Source organism: Shewanella sp. 125m-1, assembly GCF_052977065.1.
In genome coordinates this window covers 64332-84780 of sequence record NZ_JBRILT010000017.1, presented here as the reverse complement: position 1 = coordinate 84780, position 20449 = coordinate 64332, and the positions used below count along the sequence as shown (strand labels likewise).

The window sequence follows — 20449 nt, the reverse complement described above, 5'->3', positions numbered from 1 at the left end:
AACTCAGAAGTGAAACGCAATATCGCCGATGGTAGTGTGGGGTCTCCCCATGTGAGAGTAGGTCATTTCCAGGCGCCTAATTATTCTCGAAAGAGAAGCGATAAATCCCCAGCACTCAGTGTTGGGGATTTTTTCGTTTTAGCCTTGAAAGAAAACCCCTCGAGCATGGGGCAAGCAAATAGCGCATGCACAGCATGCTACATTTCCAGGTGATAGTAGGGCGAATATCGTTTTAGCGATGTGTTAATGAGCGCGAAGCTGGCCATTTCCAGGCGCCACTTTTATTTTCACTTTTGTAAAAGAGAAGACAAAACAGTATTCTCGAAAGAGAAGCGATAAGGCCCGTTGCTAACGCAACGGGCTGCGAACGCTGAAAATGTCGCACCGCCACTGAGCTTGACCTGACACTACACCCATGTGTTGCTTACATTCGGCACATCTCCCAGCTTTGTAAAAGGTTACTCGCGCTACAACGCACTTGAATGTGTTGTATTCAGATCAGGAGTTTTTCACTCTCATGTATTTGCTGCGCGAACTATAAGAGGTAATTTTTATGCATCCGTATAAGTGATGATTTCCACAACCATGTCCGTCGTAGACAATTTCCAGGGGCACTCAAGTTTAACTGTGAGTAAGCTATCTTATTAAGGTGGAGTATTTGTACAGGAAGTACTTATCCTTGAAGCCATGGCTGGCATTGGAGAGGATTTGGGTTTGGGCGTTTATAAAATAATGTAGGTGTATCTAATACCTATCAGTATAAACAATCAGTATAAAGGTGTGATCGCTCAGGCTAAAGCTCACCAGTAAGGAGTGTTTTAGCCTGCCTATACTTTTGCGTTGAAGCACTTCACAAGGGAGCAATTATTCCATTGTTAATTAATCTTAAATTGGTTTGCTAAATACCTTAAGTAGATCAATTTCTTATACTGGTCGATAGATACCGCTAAATAATCGCTGCGACTGTTATTTAGGTCATTATTTTTTAACAGCTTAAGGTTGAATCTAATCTTGTATACATAGCACTACTGCCACCTATAGATTGTGGTTTAAGCGAATAGTTTTGCATCATCAAAGTACATAGAGTTAAAAAATGGAGGGTAAATACTGCTTAAAATAATCTAGTGGGAATAGAACTTCTATAAAGGTTTTGGTTGCGGCTTGTTGGTTGGCGTAGCCCGTTACATTGGTAACGGGCAGAATTAGGCTTAAACGGGAGAGTTAAAAGAAGAAGAAGTAGGCGATAAGAAAAAATGACAGTAAAGCACCAATTATTACTGGGTAGATCTGATATCCATCTTCTGCTCTACGTGCACGCCTAAAGCATAGGTTAACCAGTAATAAGTTAAACATGGCTACGATGACTGAAGTTGTTGCACCATGCTGGAATGACATCTGTTTAATCTCTACAATCAAATAGATTAAGATAATCCAATCGAACAAGATTAAATATAGGAAAAGCTTTTGTAAGGCATCGGGTCCTTTGCGCTCGTATGAAGCAGGCATTGTGATCTCCTTATTCGTCACTGAATACCTAATTTATTTAAACCACTACTTACGTGGTGACCGACTTAAACTATAGATTTTATTGATAATATAAAGTATTTGTTCTTCTTCCTGTAGCGCCCATTTAGCGCCAATAAAATTAAGCTTATGACTAATATTTTCTACATGCATCACTTGAATTGGAAAGTCTTCGCCATCAATGGATATGTAGATAGTTTGTTTGGCCTTTAAGTTACTGCGACTAATCAGCCCTGCGCCTCCTAAGCCAATATTTTTTATGTTAGCGATACCAAGCTTCTTACTTAGCAAGTAACCTTTTTTTAATAGAGAAACCGTAACGCCGTCACTGGCGAAAAGTATATCTTGTTGGTCATTATCTCTTAGGCTCATTCTTACGTATTGTCGGCTTTCTTTTCCTGGTTTCTGTATCTTTACTTCTTTATCCGCAGGAATAAATTCACCGACTGTAACTATTGGCTCGTCCATAGCTGCGGGTATCTCGTCCGTGGTTGATTGGCTTCGGCAATGTTTTTGGCTTGCTGGACGTTATCATCCGGGGTTGCTGGCTGTATTGGCTGTCCCATCATCTGGCGTAGTTGATTTTCAGCATCAGAGGTCATGACTAACACTTCAATACGCCTATTTGCAGCAGCTGCAGTATCATCAATGATGTACGGGGCCTGGTCTGCCATGCCTGTTACCTGAATGATTTGATTACGCTTAAGGCCGCCATATTCAAGTACCCGCCTCGCTAAAAGAGCGCGATTACTGGATAGTTCCCAGTTGGTGAATGTCTTACCGGCATAAGGGCTTGAATCAGTATGGCCTGAAATGGTGATCTTATTTTCTACCTGACTAAGTAGTGGGCCAAGGGCCATTAGCAGATCTTCAAAGTAAGTTTTCATCTCCGCACTACCACGGGTGAACATAAACTGATTTATATTATCGTGTATTAAGATGCGCACCCCCTGCGGGACGACTTGCAGCTCAACATTGGCGCCCATGCTCACATCTGTGATTACCTTGTCGATTTCTTTTGCTAAGAATTCAAGCTGTGCTTGAGTTTCAAACTTACCAGGAACCAAGGAGTTTAGCTCTGGCCCTTTTCCAGCTTTAGCATTTTCAGTACCTTGTGGAATACGGTTATGCATAGCTGGGCCACTGCGTTCAACGCCACTAGAGCTTGCAGGTAATACGGCTTGTTGTATAGCTATACTCCCTTGAAAGTCGAGCATCGAAGGTGCACCACTTAAGTTGAAAGGGTTAATTGAGCCATTATCGTAAAGATCACCATTAAGGTATTGCACTATCATAGTACGTTCTTGCTGATCGGCTATCTGCATGATCCATAAAACCATGAATAGCGCCATCATGGCTAAGGTAAAGTCAGCAAATGCCACTTTCCAAGCGCCACCATGACCGGCTTTAGCCTTGGAGCGCTTTTTGCGTCTAATGACGATAGGCTCAGGTCTAATTGCCATTAGCTTTTTTGCTCCACCAACCAACGTTCAAGTTCGATAAAGGTTGGACGGTTTTCACTTTGGATCTGTTTACGTCCAGCATCGATAGCAAGCATTGGTGGTTTGCCTTTAGCGAAGGCGGTTAGCATCGCTGCTACGCATCGCATCTGGGCCGATTGACGTTCGACTAAATGCTCCATTGCCTTGGCAAGGGGGTCAAATATGCAATAACAAGCGAAGATCCCGATAAAGGTTCCAACCAGCGCGGCGGCAACTTTTACACCAATCATCGTGATTGGGCCATCGATATTCGACATGGTGATGATAATCCCCATTACCGCGGCAAGAATACCGAAGCCTGGCATGGCTTCTGCGACTTTACCGAGTGCATGGGAAGGACGCATTCTATCTTCATCTATGCGGTGGATCTCTTCTTCGAGCATATGTTCTAGATCATGAGGAGATAGCTTACCTATTGATTGTAATCTCAGGTTATCAATGAGGAAGTTAAGCACGTTAGGGTGTTCAAGTACCGCTGGATACATTAAGAACAGTGAGCTCTCTCTTGGTTTTTCGACATGGTCATCCAGTACTCGCAGCCCTTGAGACTGGATCTGTGACATTAACATGTTCATTAAACCAAATAGTTGCGGGTAAAGGTCAGGGTCTTCTTGTTCGACCTTTACTAGATCTTTGAGCTGCTGAGACATCTCTTTCAGAACCGGCTTAGGGTTAGCGATAATAAGCGCACCGATACCTGCACCAAAGATAATCAGGATTTCGGCTGGTTGCCAAAGGGAAATTAATGCTCCCCCTGCCCACACATATCCACCAAAAACTGACAAGAGAATTATTACTAGCCCAAACAGTTTACTCATACTACCTCACCTGCTTACCGTTCCCATTGTTTGTAGATGTTCTGAAGCTGTTTGACTGCTTGTTTGTGCAGCTGGCAAATACGCGTTTCAGTCAGTCCCAAGGTTGCGGCAATTTCTTTTAAATTGAGTTCATGTTGATAGTAAAGCGACAGGATCAGCTGTTCTCTTTTGTTTAATTTTGAAATAGCTTGGAATAAACACTCTTTTGCTGAAAATTGCTCCAATATGTCATTGTTATCGACAAAGTTTCCGCCTTCGCTTATGAGTTCATCTAGGCTGCGCATCGATTCTGACTGGGAGGCAAATAAGCGCTCTCGGTATTCTGTTTCACTCAATCCCATGGCTTCAGCGACCTCTTTGTCACTTGGCTCTCTTTCCAATAAGCGGGTGAGCTGACGCACGGTGTCGTTAAGTTCGTGAGCTTGCTGTCTTACAGGCCGCGGTCGCCAATCTTGGCGGCGTAGCTCATCTAAAATCGCGCCGCGGATCCGCTGGCCCGCAAAAGAAAGGAAGCCATTATCATATTCTCCAGGGTAACGCCTAGCTGCCTCTAGTAATGCCATCATGCCTATCTGCTCCATATCTTCAATGGCCAGAACAGAGCCACAATGGCTTCTTAGTTGCGATACGGAGCGCTTTACTAAAGGTAGATATTGCACCATCACCTTACTCTCGGATAGACGGTTGACAGCGATATCTTCAGACACTTCTTGATAGGCAGATTGTGCAGCATTCATAGCATAGGCCTTTATTGAATAACCATGCGAGTAAACAGTACGTCATCAAGTTCGATGGCGAAGTTATTTTCTTCCAGTACTGCAGATAACACGTTATGAGCTTCTTGTTGTAGGGGCTCAAATTGTTTTGCACTATTAAGTTCATTGAAATGTTTGTTTGAGAACATCTTCATTAATGAATTTTTGATAACTGGGTCGGCTTGCTCAATGATGCTTGCGACATTATTTGAGCGGCTTTTAAATGCCATTTCTAGTAATAAATAGTGAGGGTATTCATCTCCTGGAATAGAGATGACAAACTTATCTAATGGATAGAATTGTGCCGATTTAACTTCTGGTTCTTTTTCTACAAAGGGGCCGCCAATGAGTGTCGGTGATTGCCAACCAGCCCAAAAAATACCCGCCGTCCATGCAATGATAAAAAGAAAAAGACTGATCCGTTTGCTGCTGTTTTTAGTTAAAGGCATAAGTTGTTCCTTAGTTATGCGAGTAGATCAACCTGATCTTGTTGAGATGTATCAGCGGTTGAATGTTGGGCCTCATGAAAACTTTCAGCCGCTATCGCCGATTGAGATGAGCCCTGTGGTTGCTTCTGTTGCGACTCACCTTGGCTAATATCAACATCAATTTGTCCACCATGATCCATGGCTAATTCAGCCCGAAGTCGATCGAGTCCCATTAATAGGGCATCTCTTACTGAGGGGTTAGCTGCATGCATTTGAATATGTAGCCGATCACCATCTAGGCGCACATTAAGTTCAATCTTGCCGAGCTCTGGCGGGTCGAGCCTAATTTCAGCTTGTTTGATCTGTTGATCGATTTGGAACCTTAGTTGTTCTCTAAGTGGCGAAAGCATTTCGTGGCTCTGCTGCAGTAAGGGCGCAGACTGCGATACCGAAACGGGCCCCCACTGTGCAACAGTGTTGTGAGTACGAGAGCTGACAGTAGCTTGAGCAGAATCGATAGCGTCGATGCCTGCGCTTTCTATCAAGCTCGGAGCAAATGTGCTCGACACCTGCTGGGTGGCAGCTTGAAAGCCTGAATAGTGAGTAGCGCTATCAGGTTTGAGCATACCAGTCGCTAACGACAAATGAGTATTGGCAGGCTGAGTCCCGTTTATACCCGCAACAAGCTCTTTCATTGCTGTGGACTGAACTGAATGTAATGGAGCTGATTGAACCGCCGTTGTGACCTGTGATGTAGGGTTGGCGATAGCCTGGCTAACATTATGCGTGGCTAATGGATTAGCATTTAATGTTTGTTGGTTAAGCGGAAATGTCGCGCTGTAATGGCCTTTATGTTCTATCGACGGATTGCTAGCCGCTTGTGTGAATGAGTCGATTGATAGCTGCGTGTTGCTATAGGCCGTTTGCTGCTGTAGTTGGCCCAATGGCTGGCTCAGATCGCTTACTGTGCCAGCAGAAATTGCTGGCACAGTACCAGAAAGTGATTGCTGCAACGGCTGAATTAGCGAAAACAGTAAAGGCTCTGATCCGCTAGGTAGCTCGGCCTCCTCAGAGTAATGGCTAGCGCCGTGGGCCCTTATTGCACTTGGCTGTGTAGAGTTTGTCGATGCGCTGACAAATGTGCTTGGAAGTACAGGGCTAGTCATTGTTTACTCCACCACTGACGCAGGTCAGTTGGTAGGCGGCTAGGCCATCTTGTTGCTGTTTAAATTGACTCATCTCTTGTTTCAGTTCGTCTTGAGCTTGCGCGAGTTGTTTAAGTATTTTTTGATGGGTGTTAGCCAAGGATTGACGCGCAAGTAGTTGCGATCGACTACTTGGTTTGCCAGCCATTTTTAGTGCAGCAGTCATCTTGTTATTCACTATGACCAGTTTTTCCCAGTTTTGAGTGCTCGCATAGAATTGCAGCGCTTTTTCAAACTGTTGCCACTGCTCAATTGAGATTGTCCCAACCTGCTCTGACATCGGTAATTACCTTGGTAATGGGTTCTAGGGCGGTAACGCTGTTTTCAACACTTGCGATTACCAGCTGGCGACTGCAATAGTCATAAAGACGGTTTAGCCCTGTGGCCACTTCGCCGCCATTTTCGATATCGAGCATGGAATCGAGTCCATGCACAATATTGAGGCACTTGTTGATACTCTGACCTTTATCTTCAAAGCTCCTGCGCTGCATAAAGCCGCTAGCACGCTGGATCTCTTCTAATAGACCGTCGAGAAGCATTCGTACCATCTCGTGAGGGTTCGCAGCTGCGGCTCTAGCATTCAAAGAGGTTTGCTTATAAGCATTAAAGGGATCGTGCTCGTTCAACATTTTTTAGTATTTCCTTAATAAAACAGTGCGCTAGCTGAGTTGAGTTGGCTAATAGTGGCTTCCATTGCGGTAAATTGAGCCAGATAAATTTGATACCTTTGTTCCATCTGTCTGTCGTGAGTATCCATACTGGTTTCGACTCTCTCGATCTGTTTCTCAAGGTTGTCTTGCTTGAGATCCATCGAGCCTTGGAACTTGGTGAAGGGGTCGATGATGGTATCGAGCCTGTCTATATAGCTGCCAGAATCGGTAAACATGGCTTGTATCGCGTCAGGATCATCTTTTAGTGCTTTAGATAACTTATCTTTGTCAATGTCGAGTTTGCCGTCACGGCCCATTTCTACACCGATGTCAGATAGACGCATACCGTTTGGCGCAGCATCAAAAATGGCATCACGCATATTCTGTTGCAGCATTCGAATACTCGAATCACCCTTGAGTACGCCTAGCTGATCTTCGGTAATTGAAGAGTTGAAGTCATCATCTTCGTCTTTATCTTCATCTTCATCACTGTCGCTGTTATCGTCATTCTCATTATTAAGATCATCTAAGGCTTCACTGCCCATGGAGCGAGTTAACTTATTTATTTCGTCCATCAAGTCATTGAAAATATCAACAAAATCTTCAATTGCTTGTTCGCTGGAGTCAGTATCAGATTTGATCTTAATGCTACTGCTTTCACCTACTGCGTGGACTTTATTAAGTTCAATAGAGACACCATCAATAACGTTAGTTAAATTGTTACTGCTGCTCTGAATATCTATGCCGTTAAGGGTCGCCAGCGCATCTTGCGCCGCTTTTCGTTCGGTCATGCCCCAGTCTGCACCGTCCATCTTGACGTCAATGGCGTTTGCTTCACCCGTCTCTTTTGAGGTCAGCATCAATTCGACTTGGCCACCCGTTCTGACCAAAGATGCTTGCACTCCCGGGTTAGCTGAATGGTTATTGATGGCATCCCGTAGGTCGGTAACAGTCTTTGTGCCATCGGCATTGAGCACTGCCATGTCGATCTCTATGGTGTCAGCTGCGCTAGGACCAACTTGAATGCTTAGCATGCCCGTTGTCGGTAGGACTTCAGTTTCGCTGGCAAAGCTCTTGGTTAATTGGTGTGCCTGGGCTAGTTGCTTAACATGCAGATCATAGTTACCGGTAGGTGCGCCACTTTCGACCGTGATTGAGGCATTATCATCACTAATGGTTGAGGTTTTGCTCTCGAAAGCGTCACCATCAATTGTCTCTAGTTTGCTGGTCATGCTATTTAGACTACGCTCGAGGATCTTATAGGCATCGAGTTGCGACTCATATTTGGTCATATTGCTTTCAAATATCTGATCTTTACCCATGCGTTCTGCGACGATAAGCTGTTCGGCGAATGAGGCGCCACCCATACCTGAAATCATTTGATCCTCCAATCTTGCTGTAATGCAAATGGCAATCTTTGTGCCAATAGTTAAGTATATGTTTTACATGTTCTTTAAATCTTTAGCTGCATGTGGCGGATTAACTTTCCTTCCGTTACTAACGCTTAAAGGGAAGTACTGCTTCCGCTTGCGACTATTGCACTATGTTCACTACAACCATGTAATAAGTAAGGCGACCTCAAGCTAGGGGCACTGAAGTTTTGCGGGGAATTTGTTGCCAAAAAAAAGGGCCAGAAGGCCCTTGATAGAAAGTTGGGAGAATGGGGGGAAGATTAGCCCAATAGACCCATAACCAAACCAGTGTTTTGGTTTGAAGAAGACAGGATGTTAGTACCGGCTTGAACGAGTAGCTGGTTTTTGGTCATCGCTGCCGTTTCTACCGCAAAATCGGTATCCATGATACGACCAGCAGCCGCTTTAGTATTTTCGGTAACGTTAGTTAGGTTAGATGCTGTGTGACCTAGGCGGTTAATGCTAGCACCTAGGTTAGAACGCTCAGCAGCAACGGCATCGATCATAGCTGTAGCGTTGTCGATTTCAGTTACAGCAGATGCTTGGTCTGTAATTGTACCTGTGAAGGTAGCATTAGCCACAACAGTAGATGTTACCGTTAGTGTCTCGCCACCTGATGCGCCAATCTGGAAATCTACGCCGGCATCTAGAGTAGCGAACAGTGCGTTGCCGCTATATTCAGTATCTGAAATGATGCGCTGTGCTTCTTCGTTTAGTGCAGCATATTCAGTACCGATAGCAGTAATATCTTCTGCAGAGTTCACGCCGTTAGCCGCTTGTGTTGCTAGTTCTTTTTGACGGTTAGCAATAGTCATTAACTCGTCTAATGCGCCATCGGCAGTCTGTAGCATAGAAGTTGCGTCAGATACGTTACGGTTTGCCGCTTCCATACCGGTTACGTTAGCGTTTAAGCGAGATGCGATCTGTAGACCAGCAGCATCGTCAGACGCACTGTTGATGCGAAGACCTGTAGATAGACGCTCCATAGCGTTGCTAAGTAGGTCGTTATTTTTAGTGACAGCATTTTGAGCGATGTTAGACGCGTTGTTAGTCATTACAGATAACATAGGATATTCCTTTGAGTTTTACTGATTGTTTGGTTTCTATAATCTTAAAACGACGCGCTAAATGAAAACTGAAAGCAATTGGTGATTTAATTTATTGAGGCAAGTGTATCTCCATGAATTTAAAGATTTAAATATTTTTAATTATAATTGGTGAATGACAAAAAAGACTTTAGTTAATCGGTGTTTTGGTCGCTCTTAATAAGCATATCTAGGCTTGGCCAAAACTTGATAATAAAGAGAGCAATAATGAAGCATTCACTCATTAGACCCAGTTTCGTCACTAACTTCAGCTGTATTGGCGGCGAGTGTGAAGACAGTTGCTGTTATGGCTGGAATATCCATATTGATAAGCAGAGCTATAAAAAAACCTTGGCACATAGCGAGCTTAAGGTTTTGGCTAAAACGGCACTGAAAAAGGTCAAAAAGAGTGATCAGGTGTGGGCTCAAGCGGTATTGAATGAAGAGGGGGCATGTGGCTTTTTAGATGACAATAAACTCTGCCAAATTCATGCTAAGGCCGGGGAGGCATTGCTGAGTAATACTTGCAAGACCTATCCAAGAATGTCGCATATGAGGGGGGGGGGATCGCTATGACAGCCTATCATTATCTTGCCCTGAGGCAGCGAGAAATATTTTGCTTCGACCCGATGCATTTAGTTTGCAGCGAACAGCAATTAATCATCATCGTAGCTACAAGGCGACACCACTTTGGGCCCAAAAAGCTTATGATTATTCAATTCAATTACTGTTAAAGCCTGAACAACCGCTGGAACTCGGTCTTACCGCTATCGGTATTTTGATGAATACTGCAGATAAAGCGGCTAAAGGGGAAGTTGAAAGTAGTGCTCTCGATAGTATGTTTCAGCAGCTTGTTATTTTAAGTGATAACGGTCAGCTTAAGCAGCATTTCGAGGGCTTTAATCAAGATACAGATACACACCAAATGCATGCATTTACCTCCATTCAATTGTGGTTGAATACCAATAAAGTGAGGCGAGGTCGGAGTCGGTTTGAGCTAATAAACCAAGCTATTTGCTCAATGGCAGATGAGCATGAAAACATTAGTATGAGCAGTATTAATCAAGCTTGGAAAGAGATAGCTGAACCTGCAATAGGTGGCCAACAAGAGTTATTTAGTCGTTATCTGCTTTATTACTTTTACCATATGAGTTTCCCCCAGGTTGATAAGCTGACACCATCGCAAGCCTTTAGGGTGATGTTGTTAGATTTCTTTATGTTGCGTTGTTATTTAGCCGTGATTGCGTCTAAAAACAATGGCTTGTCTGAGCATGACATCATCATGTTTTTTCAGGTTTACCACACCAATAGGCAGCATAAAGCCAACTATAGTCAGTATGCTATTAATCTTTTAGATGAAGCTAAATTTGATGATTTAGCTTCAATACTGACCTTGTTATCGTAATCTTTTTTCGCTCATGGTTTTTTCGATGATAGTTTAGTTTGTGAGGCCATGTTTTTGGCTTCACCTCACTCAACTAAGATAATAATGCGGATACCTGAGGACGGGTAAAGTTTGCCTGTGCCATCAGTGAAGTCACTTGTAGGCTAAAAGGCGAGGACTGCATTAGCTCGGATACTTGAGTCAAAGTGGCTTCAAGTTCTAGTCCAGCATCTTTGTGAAGGTTTACTTTTTGTAGTTGCAACTTGAGGTGTTGCTGACTGGCATTGAGCTCTTGTAATTGGGACTCAACTTTATGGCGTGATTTTGCTATTTTGGCCAGAGATTGCTTGATTTCAGTTTGGCTGTTGAAGCGCCACTCTCTAGGATCTTGCCAATTAAGCTCCTCACTGACCTTGATGGTTCTAGCGTCACCGGCGGGTAAACGCTGCCCTTGCCCGGTCATCATTAATCCTGACTGAACCTGCTGCCATTGCTGCTTACTGCTCTTGAAGATAAGCTTACCGTCGTTATTCCTTACCGCCTGCATGTCTATCGGTTTTAAGGCGTTATTGAGTTGGTTAATCAGCTCCATAGGTTGAGCATTTGCGGGTAATAGAACTCTTATCGACTCATTGCCAATTTGCATATTAAGCTGCTCATCTCGGAGTTTTACAGCAGCTAAATCTACCGATTTCAAGCTAAAGCAGTATTGACTTGCTGGTCTTTGGGGCGAGATAAGATTGAGCTGATGATCGATTAGAGGCTTACCTTGATAGCTTACCTCTAATTGGGCTAACTTTTGTTGTAGCTGCTGAATACGACTAAATTGCTCAGTCCCTGTATTCGTCGACAAGGATTGCTGACCATGGCCTTGCAACTGCTTAAGTAGGCTTTGTACTTGCTGCAGCCCCTTTTCTGCGACTTGTGAAGCACTGATCTTATGTTGACCCTGTGTCACTTTCGCCCACTTACTATAGCTCTCTAATCTGTGGGTAGGAATGCTAGCAACGTTTGCTTTGGTTTGCTCTTTAACTGGTAGCTGCACGCTAGCAGTGGGCGCAACCGTCTGGCTGCGCTGCTGTACATTAAGTGCGTCTGAAATCCCGTTGAGCATTGACTTCTCTTAAGCTGGTTAAAATTATATATGGTTAAAAAGTGACAGTTGCGATACCTGTACAAAGGTTTGCTGCGTCACTTTTAGGGTTGTCAGCTTTAAGTTGAACTCCGCTGTGGCTTGAGCATAATCTAAGCCTTCAGTTTCACCTATCACTTCTTTATTAAATAGTACCCGTTCTTCGTGCGAAGCTTGCACTAAGCTCAAGGTATTCTGCTTGCCACCAATATCGGTGATCGCCGAGCTGATGCTGGTCAGAGTGTCATCTAAGCTAGTTTGCATGTCGGTGGCAGCTTGACTAAATACAGGATCGCCAGGGGAAAGCGTCGGGTCTTCGAGTGCTGCGATAAAGTCTTTAGTTTGATTCAGAATATCGGTGCTACCGTTAGAAAAAATAAAATCTGCAGCGGTGCTGTTCGCTGTCATCCAAGACGAACCAGAGGTTTGTACTTCTCGAGTATTGGTATCTCCCTGATAAACATAGTTACCACTGGCGTCTTTACCGATTGGAGGCGTATCAGTTTTGTTGCCTGAAAAAAGGTAGTTACCCGCTTCGTCTTTAGCGTTAAGGGTGTCGGCAAAGGCTTCCAGTAGCTCGTTCATCTCGGCGGCATAAGCCGCTCTATCTTCAGGAGACAAACTGCCATTATTGGCTGATACAGTGATTTCACGCATACGCCCTTGCAGCTCGACCATGCTCGACATATAGGTTTCAGAGCGACTAAAGCTGGTACTTAACGACTCGGTATTTTTAATGTACTGATTAGTCGCAGCCATATCTCGCTCGTTGCCCATCACCCTTACTGAGCCAATAGGGTCATCAGATGGGCGTAGAATTGATTTGGCAGTGGACATCATCTCGTTGATTCTGGCGATATCGGCAGTGGAGTTCTGCAGACTCTGTAAATTACTGCTATAGAGATTAAGCATACTTACGCGCATGAAGAGCTCCTTAAATACTGTTCAAAATGGTTTGAAATAGCTGATCGGCAGTCGAGATAACTTTGGCATTGGCTTGGTAAGACTGCTGATAGATGATGAGGTTAACGCCCTCTTCATCCATATTAACGCCACTGGTGCTGGCCCATTGTTTTTGGGCTTCAAGTTGGAGGGTTTCAGCCGTGTCTTTAGACATCTTAGCTTGGCGAGAGGCCGAACCTAGCTCTCCAATCTTACTGGCGAACGTATCGCCCATGGTGGTATCGACACCCATGGAGCTAAAGGTAAAACTCTTGTTAGCGATTTCGACCAGTTCCTTAAGGTTGCTGTTATCCCCAGGTGTCCCGTCTTTACCAAAAGCCAGCATGTCAGCGTTAAACCCCGCAGTCATCTTTAGACTACCTGCTGGGTTTGTTGGGTCGTAAGTGAACAAGTTTTGGGTTGGTGTATTACCATTTAAATCGGTACCGCCAGCAAGCACGGCATTAAATTCATCAGCCATGGCCATGGCCAGCTCATCGATGAAAGCCATCGAGTCGACCATGCTATTATCACGATAGTCGATCAGTGCGCCCAAGCTACCACCGGCGGTTTCATCAAGTGGAAAGCTCGATTGTCCGAACTGAATGCTTAGCTGACTAAACTTGGGATTAGCCGGATCGGGAGTAACCTGGACCTTTGAGGCAATAGTGCCAGATAACAGAGGCTGACCTTGGGCTAGCGAGATGTTGATCATGCCACTAGAGTCTTCAACCACATTGATATCTACAATCGCTGACAGATCATCGATAGCGGCATCTCGCGCATCGAGTAACTCTAAAGGCACGTTGCCAGAAGCGTTTGATGATTGTATTTCAGCGTTAAAGCTCGCGATAGTTTTTAGTTGAGCGTTGATCTCTTTAGCTGAGGCGCCAATCTGGCCTTCAACTTGACTTACTTGAGAGTTCAAGCCTTCACTAATGGAGTTGAAACGTTGAGTCAGCGCTTTAGCTTCGTTGAGTACACCTTGGCGATGAGCTATCTCGCTAGGCTGTTCCATCGCCGAGTTTAGTGAGGCAAATAATAGGTCTAGACCGGCTGAAATACTGTTACCTTCAGAGCCAAAAATCTGCTCTACTTGGCCTAAATAGCTCGATTGAGTCTGAGCAAAGCCTAGGTTGCTGGTGGTGTTCCATAACTGCGCGACTTCATATTGATCCGATATCCGGCGCACACCGTCGACCATCACGCCTGAACCACTGCCGTAGACACCATTACCAACAGAGCTAAGCATCACTTGCTGACGAGAATATCCTGGCACCATGGCATTGGTGACGTTATTGGAAGTGGCTGTTAGGGCTGCCATGCTGGCATTAAGCCCCGACATACCAATGTTGAGCATGCTCATCTTGAATCCTTATCTCTATCGTTTTAAATGATGGCTAATCAGCAGCGTCATTTACTCTTGCGGTTTAGTCATAAATGGCAATATTAAAGCGGGTTGCATCGCAACTGTATTGGGAGTGCCATTCGATTGATTATTAGAGGCGACCATCTCTGGCTCAGACTTAAGTCCCGCTGACAATTGTTTAGTCATCACCTCCGCAAGCCCGGTGTTTTGCATCTGACTTAAGCGTCCAGCGAGCTCGGCATCATGCCAGTCACGGTACATACCATCATTTTGTGAAGAGAGCGGGCTGTCTTTATCGGCCATTACATCGGAGGCGCTACGCATCTGTTTTAAGACGGTTTGCAAAAACTGGGCTTCAAACTGTTGGCTAACAAGTTTAAGGGCACCGTGTTCACCGTTTGCTTTAATTAGTTCACCGGCATCGAGTTGATTGAGGTAACTATGGTTATTGTCGAGTTTCATTAAATCACCACTAATTCGGCTTCAAGCGCGCCCGCTTCGTTTAGCGCTTGTAATATTGCCATTAGATCCATCGGGGAGGCCCCTAAACTATTTACTGCGCGAACAATATCATTGAGGGCGGTACCTTCAGGCCAGACGAACATATGGCTATTGCCTTCATCAATATTGACTTTGCTGTCGTTTGTTACAACCGTTTCACCCTGTGCTTGGCCTAGGTAGGCCCCATTAGGTTGGCTAACAAACTCTTGTTCAACAATGGTCACTGTGAGGTTGCCATGACTGACAGCAGCTTTACGTACCACCACATCGCCGCCCATAACCACGGTGCCGGTACGGCTGTTAAATACCACTCGTGGGGATTTACGACCTTGCTCAATTTGCAGCTCTTCCAGCATAGACATAAAGGTGACGCGTTGGCGGTTCGAGCTAGGCGCTCGTACGATTACCTTTGCGCTGCTATCGGCTTCAGCGACATCGGGGCCGAATAGCTCGTTGACTGCACGCTCAATATTGCGGGCAGTTTTAAAACTAGGGTCGATTAAGTTAAGGACAATGTGCTCGTTTTCATTAAAGCTACTGTGCATTGCAGCTTCTAACAGAGCACCGTTAGGTATATTCCCGACTGTCGGTACATTAATAGTGATAGAGCTGCCGTTGCGTCCTTGTGCCGAAACACCACCGACAACTAAGTTGCCTTGAGCGACGGCATAAACTTCGCCATCGACGGCGCGCATTGGCGTCATCAATAGCGTACCGCCACGTAGGCTTTTAGCATCACCGAGTGATGACACGGTAATATCTAATGTTTGTCCAGGGCTTGCTAGTGGCGGTACGGTGGCGTGAACCGCAACCGCGGCGACGTTTTTCAGTTTCGGGTCGGTCTTGTCATCAATCTGCACCCCAAATTGTTTAAGCATGTTAACGATAGACTGACTGGTAAAGCGGACTTGAGTACGGTCACCTGTACCGTCTAGACCCACGACTAGACCATAACCAACGAGTTGGTTGTCACGGATCCCTTGCACATCGACAATATCCATCAGATAGCGTTGCTGAACCTGTGCCTTAACTGGAAGTAAAGGTGATAAGCCGAGCAACATACTGAGCATAAAGATGGCTATTTTTTTCATTCACACAATCCTGACTTTTGAATATTCAAACAAACGATTACAAGGGAAACCAAGGGCTATTGAAGTAGCGAGCGGCCCAGCCCATGCGATTACTATCTGAGATAGCGCCTTGGCCACCATAAATGATTCGTGCATCGGCGATACGTTGTGATGAAATGGTGTTGTCGTTGCCAATATCGTCGGCGCGGATTAGCCCGAGTAAACGCAGGTACTCATCGCCTTGGTTTAAACGCAACCACTTCTCGCCGCGGATCAACAAAGCGCCATTAGGTAGTACCTTAGCGACGGTCACCGTGATAGATCCTGATAACTGGTTCTGTTGAGTGCTTGAACCTGTACCGTTAAAAGAGCGCCCCATATTGGCTTCACCGCTGCCAGCAATACTGCTTGTGCCCGTAGTGCCTTGGCCGTCAATTGATACACCGCCTGATTTACTGGTTTTAGTGTCGGCGCGTTTACTCGAATAGGTTTTTTCATCCAGCGCCACGGTGAGGATGTCACCCTCACGATAGGCGCGCTTATCTTTAAATAGCGTCAACATAAAGCCTGGACGATAAACACTGCCGTTCTCAGCTGGTGGTAGGCTGTAATCAATTTCTGGCGGCGCCCACTCTGGGTTTCCTGGTGCGGTATCTGGTTCGGGGATGTGCGCGACACAGCCTGATAGCAGTAATGTTAAGCCTACGCAAAAGCTTAGCCATAGTGATTGCATGCTGGAGCCCTTTTCGAGTGTTGTTGGTTGATAAGCCATGGTTGAGCCAGTCAATAAAGCGCTGGTTACAGCGCTTGGTTGAGGAACTTAAGCATGTCGTCTGAGGCCGACACGACTTTGGCGTTCATTTCGTAGGCGCGCTGAGTTGAGATCATTTCGACCATTTCCTCTACGACGTTGACGTTAGCGCCTTCTAGTGCTCCTTGGCGTATTTGGCCTAGAGCTTGGTCACCTGCAATACCTTCAACCGCTGCGCCAGATGCGCCAGTTTCACGATACAGGTTATTACCACGGGCTTCGAGTCCGGCTGGATTGGTAAAATTAACCAAGGTGATCTGGCCTAATTCTTGTGAGTCGGTTTGGCCTGCCATCTGGGCAGAGACGATGCCGTCACTGGCGATAGTGACATTGAGTGCGTCTTCTGGGATCTCAATATTGGGTGCTAGCGGTAAACCTTGAGAGGTCACCATAAGACCTTCGCTGTTGCGATAGAACTGGCCGTCACGGGAGTAGCTTAACTCACCATTGGCTTCTTCAATTTGAAAAAATCCTTGGCCTTCAATCGCCAAATCGAGTTGTTGATTAGTGGTGAGCATGTCACCCGAGGTAAAGACTTTTTGGGTACCCGCAACACGAGTACCTGTACCGAGTTGCAAGCCTGATGGTAGCTCGTTTTGCTCATCGACTTGACCGCCAGGCTGGCGCTGTACTTGATAGAACAGGTCGTTAAAAGCAACGCGGTCGCGCTTAAAGCCTGTGGTATTAACGTTTGCCAAGTTGTTGGCAATGGTGGTCATCTTGGTATCTTGGGCGGTTAAACCGGTTTTACTGACCCATAAAGCTGATTGCATCTGTTTTTCCTTTAAAGTCTAGGCTTTAAAAAATTGGTCTACGCATCACGTAGCAAGCGGTTGCCTGCTTCTGCGAGTTTTTCGGCGCTCTTCATCAGTTTGACCTGTACTTCAAACTGACGGCTCAAATCCATCGCGGCGATAAGTTCGCCCACGGCTTGGACGTTACTGGCTTCGAGAAAACCGCTGCTGACAGTCACTTCATCACTAGCTGGTAACGGTTGGCGGTCGGCGGTATACAGCAAGCCATCTAGGCCCTTGCTCATCAGGCCAATATCGGGATTAACCAGCTTGAGCTGGCCAACTTCTTCGATAATGCCGCCTTCATCGGCAATAATGCTGAGTCTGCCGTCATCGCCAACAAAAAGTTCGCGGTATTCTGGCAGTACGATAGGACCGTTGACGCCAGCGACAGAGCGGCCATCTAAGGTGAGCTGGCCGTTGGCATCGGGGGTGATGGCACCTGAGCGGGTATAACCTTCGCCTTCAGCTGTCATCACTGAGAACAAACCTGCATCGTTGATGGCGAGATCTAAGGTTCTACCTGTAGGGTTCATGGCGCCACTTTGCAGATTGAAACCACTGCTCTGGGTTTGGGCGAGCACACGTGTCTGTAAGCTATTACCTGTCGGGGCAATAATCATGGCATTAACGCGCTCTAAGTCAGCTTTAAAGCCTGTGGTATCAGCGTTGGCGAGGTTGTTGGCGCGGATCGCTTGCGCCTCCATCACTCTGGCGGCGCCTTTTGCTGCTGTATATATCATTCTGTCCATGAGTCAGCCTTAAATCGCGTTTAGCAAGGCTTGTTGCATGGTGGAGTTAGTATCTAACACCTTGGCATTCGACTGATAGTTACGCTGCGCCGTCATCAAGTTAACCATTTCGGCGGTTTGATCGACGTTTGAACCTTCAAGGTAACCGCCCGCAATTGAACCTAAGGTGCCGGTAGTTGGTGTGCCTATGATTGGCTGACCCGCAGCATTCGTTGCAGCCCAAGCATTGTTACTCTGAGGAATTAAGCCGTTAGGGTTATTGAAATCAGCTAGAACGACTTGGCCTTGTAACTGCTCTTGACCGTTGGTGTAAGTTCCGTAGAGCATGCCGATTTCATCTAAGCGAATACCATTTAGCTCACCAGAGGTGTAACCGTTTTGGCTAAGGCTTGAGTTGTTATAGTCAGAAGCGTATTGAGTGCTCTTGTTATAGCTCAGCGCTAGGCTCATGTTTGAAGCACCGCCAATAATATTTGGGTCGGTGATATTGAGCGTCAGATCTTTACCTGCGGTTAGCATACCGTCTGAGTCGAAACTTAGCTGGTGGCCACCTGCTGGAGTCACATCTGTGTCGCCCATCATGTAGTGTACAGACCAAGAGTTGTCAGCGGTCTTAACGTAGTATTGGGTCAGAGCATGCTCGTTACCGAGTGAATCATAGGCTGTTACAGTGCTTGAAGAGTGATAGGTCGAAGCATCATCTGAGTCGAACGGGGTTGTTGCAGGGTCAATCTCTTCGACTCTAGCATCTAAGTTAGAGATCAAGCCAATGGTTGAGGTCGCTTGGGCAGGTAGGGCTCCGGCTTGTACTTGTAGGTCGGTAACGTTACCTGTCTGCAGATTACCAGCAGCACTCACTGAGTATCCCTGTAAACGGTTGCCTGCAGGGTCAGTAACAAAGCCATCAGCATTTTGGTTAAACATACCGGCTCTTGAGTACATGGTGCTGCCGTCTTGGCCGCTTAGCATAAAGAAACCATCGCCTTGAATACCCATATCTAGTTGGCGACCAGTGTAAGTTAAGCTACCGCCAGCACTGAAGTTTTGGCTGGTATTCATTACGTTCACACCGCCAGCTTGACCGCCATTGTAAATGGCTGAAAACTCACTGCGACCACTGCGAAATCCGATGGTAGATGAGTTAGCAATGTTATTACTGATAGTGTTTAGATCTTGTGTGGTTGCTTGTAAGCCGCTTAACGCAATATTGAAAGACATCGATCAATCCTTTAAACCAATTATGAAACTTCAGAGATTTCAAGCACCGAAATCGTGCCTAGACCATTACCGAGCTCAGCCATCATCATTCCTGATGCGCTGATGAAATGTATTTTTTCGATTTCAGCTTTTACGAAGGTATCAGCTGTTTTACTGACTTCTCCAGCCGTGGTGTTAGCCACAATGCTGTATTCACCTGCAGGCAGTTCTAATGCTTGTGGGTCGATAGTGAAACTGCGATCGCCCGCTTCTTGTGGGCCCATTTCTAAGCTGTGTACCACCTCACCGTGCTCATCGACGATATCGATACTCAAGTTTTCAACCGAGCTGTCGAGATAGACTTTGCCGTCGATAGGAGTGCCGTCGAGGCTAAACTCAGAGGCGGGTACCATGGCATCTTTACCGACAAGCTGTGCTGACTGCACAATACCTAGGTTTTCCATGATCACCATTTGCGTCGATTGGTTAGCACGCATCTGCTCAAGACTTTCAACTTGAGAAAACTGAGCTAGTTGACTGACATATTCAGTACCATCAATCGGATTGGTTGGGTCTTGGTTTTTAATTTGAGCAATCATCAAGGTCATGAATTCGTTCTTGATAGATGCAGAGTCATTCCCCGGTGAATTAACGACGTTATTGGTATTATTGGTGCTTGCTGTATTGGTAACGTTCATTATTTCGCTCCTAGCTGCAGTAAACCTTGCTGCATTGAGCGGGCGCGGTTCATGATTTCAACATTGGTTTCAAATGAGCGACTCGCCGCCATCATGTCTGCCATCTCTTCAATGGTATTGACGTTGGAGTAAGCGACATAACCTTGCTCATCGGCATAAGGGTGATCGGGTTCATAGCGAAGATCCAGCGGCGCATCAGATTGCACTATGGCAGATACTTCCACATGAGCACCGGCGACTTGACCTTCTTGAGTCTGTTTATAGATGGTCGAGAATACAGGCTTTAATGCGCGAAATGCTTCATCTGGACTTTCTGCAGCGGCCCCAGCATTGGCTAAGTTACTGGCAACCGTATTAAGACGAATGGTTTGGGCGTTCATTCCCGCCCCCGCAATCTGGTAAATTTCTGCAAATGACATA

General features: G+C 45.8%; 24 protein-coding genes and 1 rRNA gene. 3 read left to right on the top strand and 22 right to left on the bottom strand.

The features are described 5' to 3' along the window. Window positions 1–74, top strand: a 5S ribosomal RNA gene (gene rrf / locus ACVBIK_RS10060); the annotation flags it as partial. Window positions 75–1221: 1147 nt separating this feature from the next. On the opposite strand, the gene ACVBIK_RS10055 is transcribed toward rrf, so the two are convergent. From ACVBIK_RS10055 to ACVBIK_RS10005, 11 genes are all read right to left on the bottom strand, one after another. Continuing rightward, a complete protein-coding gene (locus tag ACVBIK_RS10055) occupies window positions 1222–1506 on the bottom strand; it encodes a hypothetical protein (RefSeq protein ID WP_447160984.1) in 285 nt (94 codons plus the stop codon). 45 nt (window positions 1507–1551) lie between these two features. Further along, window positions 1552–1992 (bottom strand): hypothetical protein, encoded by a 441-nt coding sequence (locus ACVBIK_RS10050; RefSeq protein ID WP_447160985.1) that lies wholly within the window; start codon window positions 1990–1992, stop codon window positions 1552–1554. After that, window positions 1977–2987: a flagellar motor protein MotB gene (locus tag ACVBIK_RS10045; RefSeq protein ID WP_447169596.1), complete on the bottom strand. Its 1011-nt coding sequence runs from the start codon at window positions 2985–2987 to the stop codon at window positions 1977–1979. Before ACVBIK_RS10045 ends, ACVBIK_RS10050 begins: the two co-directional genes overlap by 16 nt. Continuing rightward, entirely contained in the window at window positions 2987–3844 is an 858-nt protein-coding gene (motA, locus tag ACVBIK_RS10040; RefSeq protein ID WP_447160987.1) for a flagellar motor stator protein MotA, read from the bottom strand. Before motA ends, ACVBIK_RS10045 begins: the two co-directional genes overlap by 1 nt. A gap of 14 nt (window positions 3845–3858) precedes the next feature. Next, window positions 3859–4581 carry an RNA polymerase sigma factor FliA gene (locus tag ACVBIK_RS10035; protein ID WP_447160988.1) on the bottom strand — a complete coding sequence of 241 codons (723 nt, stop codon included), beginning with the start codon at window positions 4579–4581 and terminating at the stop codon, window positions 3859–3861. An 11-nt stretch (window positions 4582–4592) separates the two neighbouring features. Beyond that, entirely contained in the window at window positions 4593–5048 is a 456-nt protein-coding gene (locus tag ACVBIK_RS10030) for a flagellar basal body-associated FliL family protein (RefSeq protein ID WP_447160989.1), read from the bottom strand. 14 nt (window positions 5049–5062) lie between these two features. Beyond that, on the bottom strand, window positions 5063–6193 hold the full coding sequence (locus ACVBIK_RS10025) for a flagellar hook-length control protein FliK (RefSeq protein ID WP_447169595.1): 1131 nt from the start codon (window positions 6191–6193) through the stop codon (window positions 5063–5065). Continuing rightward, on the bottom strand, window positions 6186–6512 hold the full coding sequence (locus ACVBIK_RS10020) for a hypothetical protein (RefSeq protein WP_447169594.1): 327 nt from the start codon (window positions 6510–6512) through the stop codon (window positions 6186–6188). Before ACVBIK_RS10020 ends, ACVBIK_RS10025 begins: the two co-directional genes overlap by 8 nt. Beyond that, window positions 6481–6861 carry a flagellar export chaperone FliS gene (gene fliS, locus ACVBIK_RS10015; protein ID WP_447160992.1) on the bottom strand — a complete coding sequence of 127 codons (381 nt, stop codon included), beginning with the start codon at window positions 6859–6861 and terminating at the stop codon, window positions 6481–6483. Before fliS ends, ACVBIK_RS10020 begins: the two co-directional genes overlap by 32 nt. A 14-nt stretch (window positions 6862–6875) precedes the next feature. Beyond that, window positions 6876–8261, bottom strand: coding sequence for a flagellar filament capping protein FliD (gene fliD, locus ACVBIK_RS10010; protein ID WP_447169593.1), 1386 nt, complete (start codon window positions 8259–8261; stop codon window positions 6876–6878). A gap of 293 nt (window positions 8262–8554) precedes the next feature. After that, the gene (locus ACVBIK_RS10005) at window positions 8555–9361 is read right to left on the bottom strand and encodes a flagellin N-terminal helical domain-containing protein (RefSeq protein WP_447169592.1); all 807 of its coding nucleotides are present in this window, start codon (window positions 9359–9361) and stop codon (window positions 8555–8557) included. 246 nt (window positions 9362–9607) lie between these two features. Here ACVBIK_RS10005 and fliB (ACVBIK_RS10000) point away from each other — a divergent pair, with 246 nt between their 5' ends. Further along, window positions 9608–9955 (top strand): flagellin lysine-N-methylase, encoded by a 348-nt coding sequence (gene fliB / locus ACVBIK_RS10000; RefSeq protein ID WP_447169591.1) that lies wholly within the window; start codon window positions 9608–9610, stop codon window positions 9953–9955. 40 nt (window positions 9956–9995) lie between these two features. Continuing rightward, a complete protein-coding gene (gene fliB, locus ACVBIK_RS09995; RefSeq protein ID WP_447169590.1) occupies window positions 9996–10784 on the top strand; it encodes a flagellin lysine-N-methylase in 789 nt (262 codons plus the stop codon). A gap of 73 nt (window positions 10785–10857) precedes the next feature. On the opposite strand, the gene ACVBIK_RS09990 is transcribed toward fliB (ACVBIK_RS09995), so the two are convergent. The 11 genes from ACVBIK_RS09990 to flgC all read right to left on the bottom strand — a co-directional run bounded on the left by ACVBIK_RS09990 (window position 10858) and on the right by flgC (window position 20448). Beyond that, a complete protein-coding gene (locus ACVBIK_RS09990; RefSeq protein ID WP_447160996.1) occupies window positions 10858–11877 on the bottom strand; it encodes a hypothetical protein in 1020 nt (339 codons plus the stop codon). A gap of 24 nt (window positions 11878–11901) precedes the next feature. Beyond that, window positions 11902–12819 carry a flagellar hook-associated protein FlgL gene (gene flgL, locus ACVBIK_RS09985; protein WP_447160997.1) on the bottom strand — a complete coding sequence of 306 codons (918 nt, stop codon included), beginning with the start codon at window positions 12817–12819 and terminating at the stop codon, window positions 11902–11904. Window positions 12820–12829: 10 nt separating this feature from the next. Next, window positions 12830–14203 (bottom strand): flagellar hook-associated protein FlgK, encoded by a 1374-nt coding sequence (gene flgK / locus ACVBIK_RS09980; RefSeq protein WP_447169589.1) that lies wholly within the window; start codon window positions 14201–14203, stop codon window positions 12830–12832. Window positions 14204–14254: 51 nt separating this feature from the next. Continuing rightward, on the bottom strand, window positions 14255–14668 hold the full coding sequence (locus ACVBIK_RS09975; protein ID WP_447164201.1) for a rod-binding protein: 414 nt from the start codon (window positions 14666–14668) through the stop codon (window positions 14255–14257). Beyond that, the gene (locus ACVBIK_RS09970; protein WP_447169588.1) at window positions 14668–15798 is read right to left on the bottom strand and encodes a flagellar basal body P-ring protein FlgI; all 1131 of its coding nucleotides are present in this window, start codon (window positions 15796–15798) and stop codon (window positions 14668–14670) included. The genes ACVBIK_RS09975 and ACVBIK_RS09970 overlap by 1 nt, the downstream gene beginning before the upstream one ends. 37 nt (window positions 15799–15835) lie before the next feature. Further along, the gene (flgH, locus tag ACVBIK_RS09965; protein ID WP_447164200.1) at window positions 15836–16510 is read right to left on the bottom strand and encodes a flagellar basal body L-ring protein FlgH; all 675 of its coding nucleotides are present in this window, start codon (window positions 16508–16510) and stop codon (window positions 15836–15838) included. 65 nt (window positions 16511–16575) lie between these two features. After that, window positions 16576–17361, bottom strand: a complete 786-nt coding sequence (flgG, locus tag ACVBIK_RS09960) for a flagellar basal-body rod protein FlgG (RefSeq protein ID WP_447161002.1) — start codon at window positions 17359–17361, stop codon at window positions 16576–16578. Between the two features lie 38 nt (window positions 17362–17399). Then, window positions 17400–18134: a flagellar basal body rod protein FlgF gene (locus ACVBIK_RS09955; protein WP_447169587.1), complete on the bottom strand. Its 735-nt coding sequence runs from the start codon at window positions 18132–18134 to the stop codon at window positions 17400–17402. A gap of 9 nt (window positions 18135–18143) precedes the next feature. Continuing rightward, window positions 18144–19352 (bottom strand): flagellar hook protein FlgE, encoded by a 1209-nt coding sequence (gene flgE, locus ACVBIK_RS09950; RefSeq protein ID WP_447169586.1) that lies wholly within the window; start codon window positions 19350–19352, stop codon window positions 18144–18146. Between the two features lie 20 nt (window positions 19353–19372). Then, window positions 19373–20029, bottom strand: a complete 657-nt coding sequence (locus ACVBIK_RS09945) for a flagellar hook assembly protein FlgD (protein ID WP_447161005.1) — start codon at window positions 20027–20029, stop codon at window positions 19373–19375. Then, window positions 20029–20448 (bottom strand): flagellar basal body rod protein FlgC, encoded by a 420-nt coding sequence (gene flgC / locus ACVBIK_RS09940; protein ID WP_447161006.1) that lies wholly within the window; start codon window positions 20446–20448, stop codon window positions 20029–20031. Before flgC ends, ACVBIK_RS09945 begins: the two co-directional genes overlap by 1 nt. Window position 20449: the final 1 nt, after the last annotated feature.

What these genes read in the sequence shown, in the direction of transcription:
- ACVBIK_RS10055 (WP_447160984.1), bottom strand. Translation starts at nt 1,506, where the DNA reads ATGCCTGCTTCATACGAGCGCAAAGGACCCGATGCCTTACAAAAGCTT.
- ACVBIK_RS10050 (WP_447160985.1), bottom strand. Translation starts at nt 1,992, where the DNA reads ATGGACGAGCCAATAGTTACAGTCGGTGAATTTATTCCTGCGGATAAA.
- ACVBIK_RS10045 (WP_447169596.1), bottom strand. Translation starts at nt 2,987, where the DNA reads ATGGCAATTAGACCTGAGCCTATCGTCATTAGACGCAAAAAGCGCTCC.
- motA (WP_447160987.1), bottom strand. Translation starts at nt 3,844, where the DNA reads ATGAGTAAACTGTTTGGGCTAGTAATAATTCTCTTGTCAGTTTTTGGT.
- ACVBIK_RS10035 (WP_447160988.1), bottom strand. Translation starts at nt 4,581, where the DNA reads ATGAATGCTGCACAATCTGCCTATCAAGAAGTGTCTGAAGATATCGCT.
- ACVBIK_RS10030 (WP_447160989.1), bottom strand. Translation starts at nt 5,048, where the DNA reads ATGCCTTTAACTAAAAACAGCAGCAAACGGATCAGTCTTTTTCTTTTT.
- ACVBIK_RS10025 (WP_447169595.1), bottom strand. Translation starts at nt 6,193, where the DNA reads ATGACTAGCCCTGTACTTCCAAGCACATTTGTCAGCGCATCGACAAAC.
- ACVBIK_RS10020 (WP_447169594.1), bottom strand. Translation starts at nt 6,512, where the DNA reads ATGTCAGAGCAGGTTGGGACAATCTCAATTGAGCAGTGGCAACAGTTT.
- fliS (WP_447160992.1), bottom strand. Translation starts at nt 6,861, where the DNA reads ATGTTGAACGAGCACGATCCCTTTAATGCTTATAAGCAAACCTCTTTG.
- fliD (WP_447169593.1), bottom strand. Translation starts at nt 8,261, where the DNA reads ATGATTTCAGGTATGGGTGGCGCCTCATTCGCCGAACAGCTTATCGTC.
- ACVBIK_RS10005 (WP_447169592.1), bottom strand. Translation starts at nt 9,361, where the DNA reads ATGTTATCTGTAATGACTAACAACGCGTCTAACATCGCTCAAAATGCT.
- fliB (WP_447169591.1), top strand. Translation starts at nt 9,608, where the DNA reads ATGAAGCATTCACTCATTAGACCCAGTTTCGTCACTAACTTCAGCTGT.
- ACVBIK_RS09990 (WP_447160996.1), bottom strand. Translation starts at nt 11,877, where the DNA reads ATGCTCAACGGGATTTCAGACGCACTTAATGTACAGCAGCGCAGCCAG.
- flgL (WP_447160997.1), bottom strand. Translation starts at nt 12,819, where the DNA reads ATGCGCGTAAGTATGCTTAATCTCTATAGCAGTAATTTACAGAGTCTG.
- flgK (WP_447169589.1), bottom strand. Translation starts at nt 14,203, where the DNA reads ATGAGCATGCTCAACATTGGTATGTCGGGGCTTAATGCCAGCATGGCA.
- ACVBIK_RS09975 (WP_447164201.1), bottom strand. Translation starts at nt 14,668, where the DNA reads ATGAAACTCGACAATAACCATAGTTACCTCAATCAACTCGATGCCGGT.
- ACVBIK_RS09970 (WP_447169588.1), bottom strand. Translation starts at nt 15,798, where the DNA reads ATGAAAAAAATAGCCATCTTTATGCTCAGTATGTTGCTCGGCTTATCA.
- flgH (WP_447164200.1), bottom strand. Translation starts at nt 16,510, where the DNA reads ATGCAATCACTATGGCTAAGCTTTTGCGTAGGCTTAACATTACTGCTA.
- flgG (WP_447161002.1), bottom strand. Translation starts at nt 17,361, where the DNA reads ATGCAATCAGCTTTATGGGTCAGTAAAACCGGTTTAACCGCCCAAGAT.
- ACVBIK_RS09955 (WP_447169587.1), bottom strand. Translation starts at nt 18,134, where the DNA reads ATGGACAGAATGATATATACAGCAGCAAAAGGCGCCGCCAGAGTGATG.
- flgE (WP_447169586.1), bottom strand. Translation starts at nt 19,352, where the DNA reads ATGTCTTTCAATATTGCGTTAAGCGGCTTACAAGCAACCACACAAGAT.
- ACVBIK_RS09945 (WP_447161005.1), bottom strand. Translation starts at nt 20,029, where the DNA reads ATGAACGTTACCAATACAGCAAGCACCAATAATACCAATAACGTCGTT.
- flgC (WP_447161006.1), bottom strand. Translation starts at nt 20,448, where the DNA reads ATGTCATTTGCAGAAATTTACCAGATTGCGGGGGCGGGAATGAACGCC.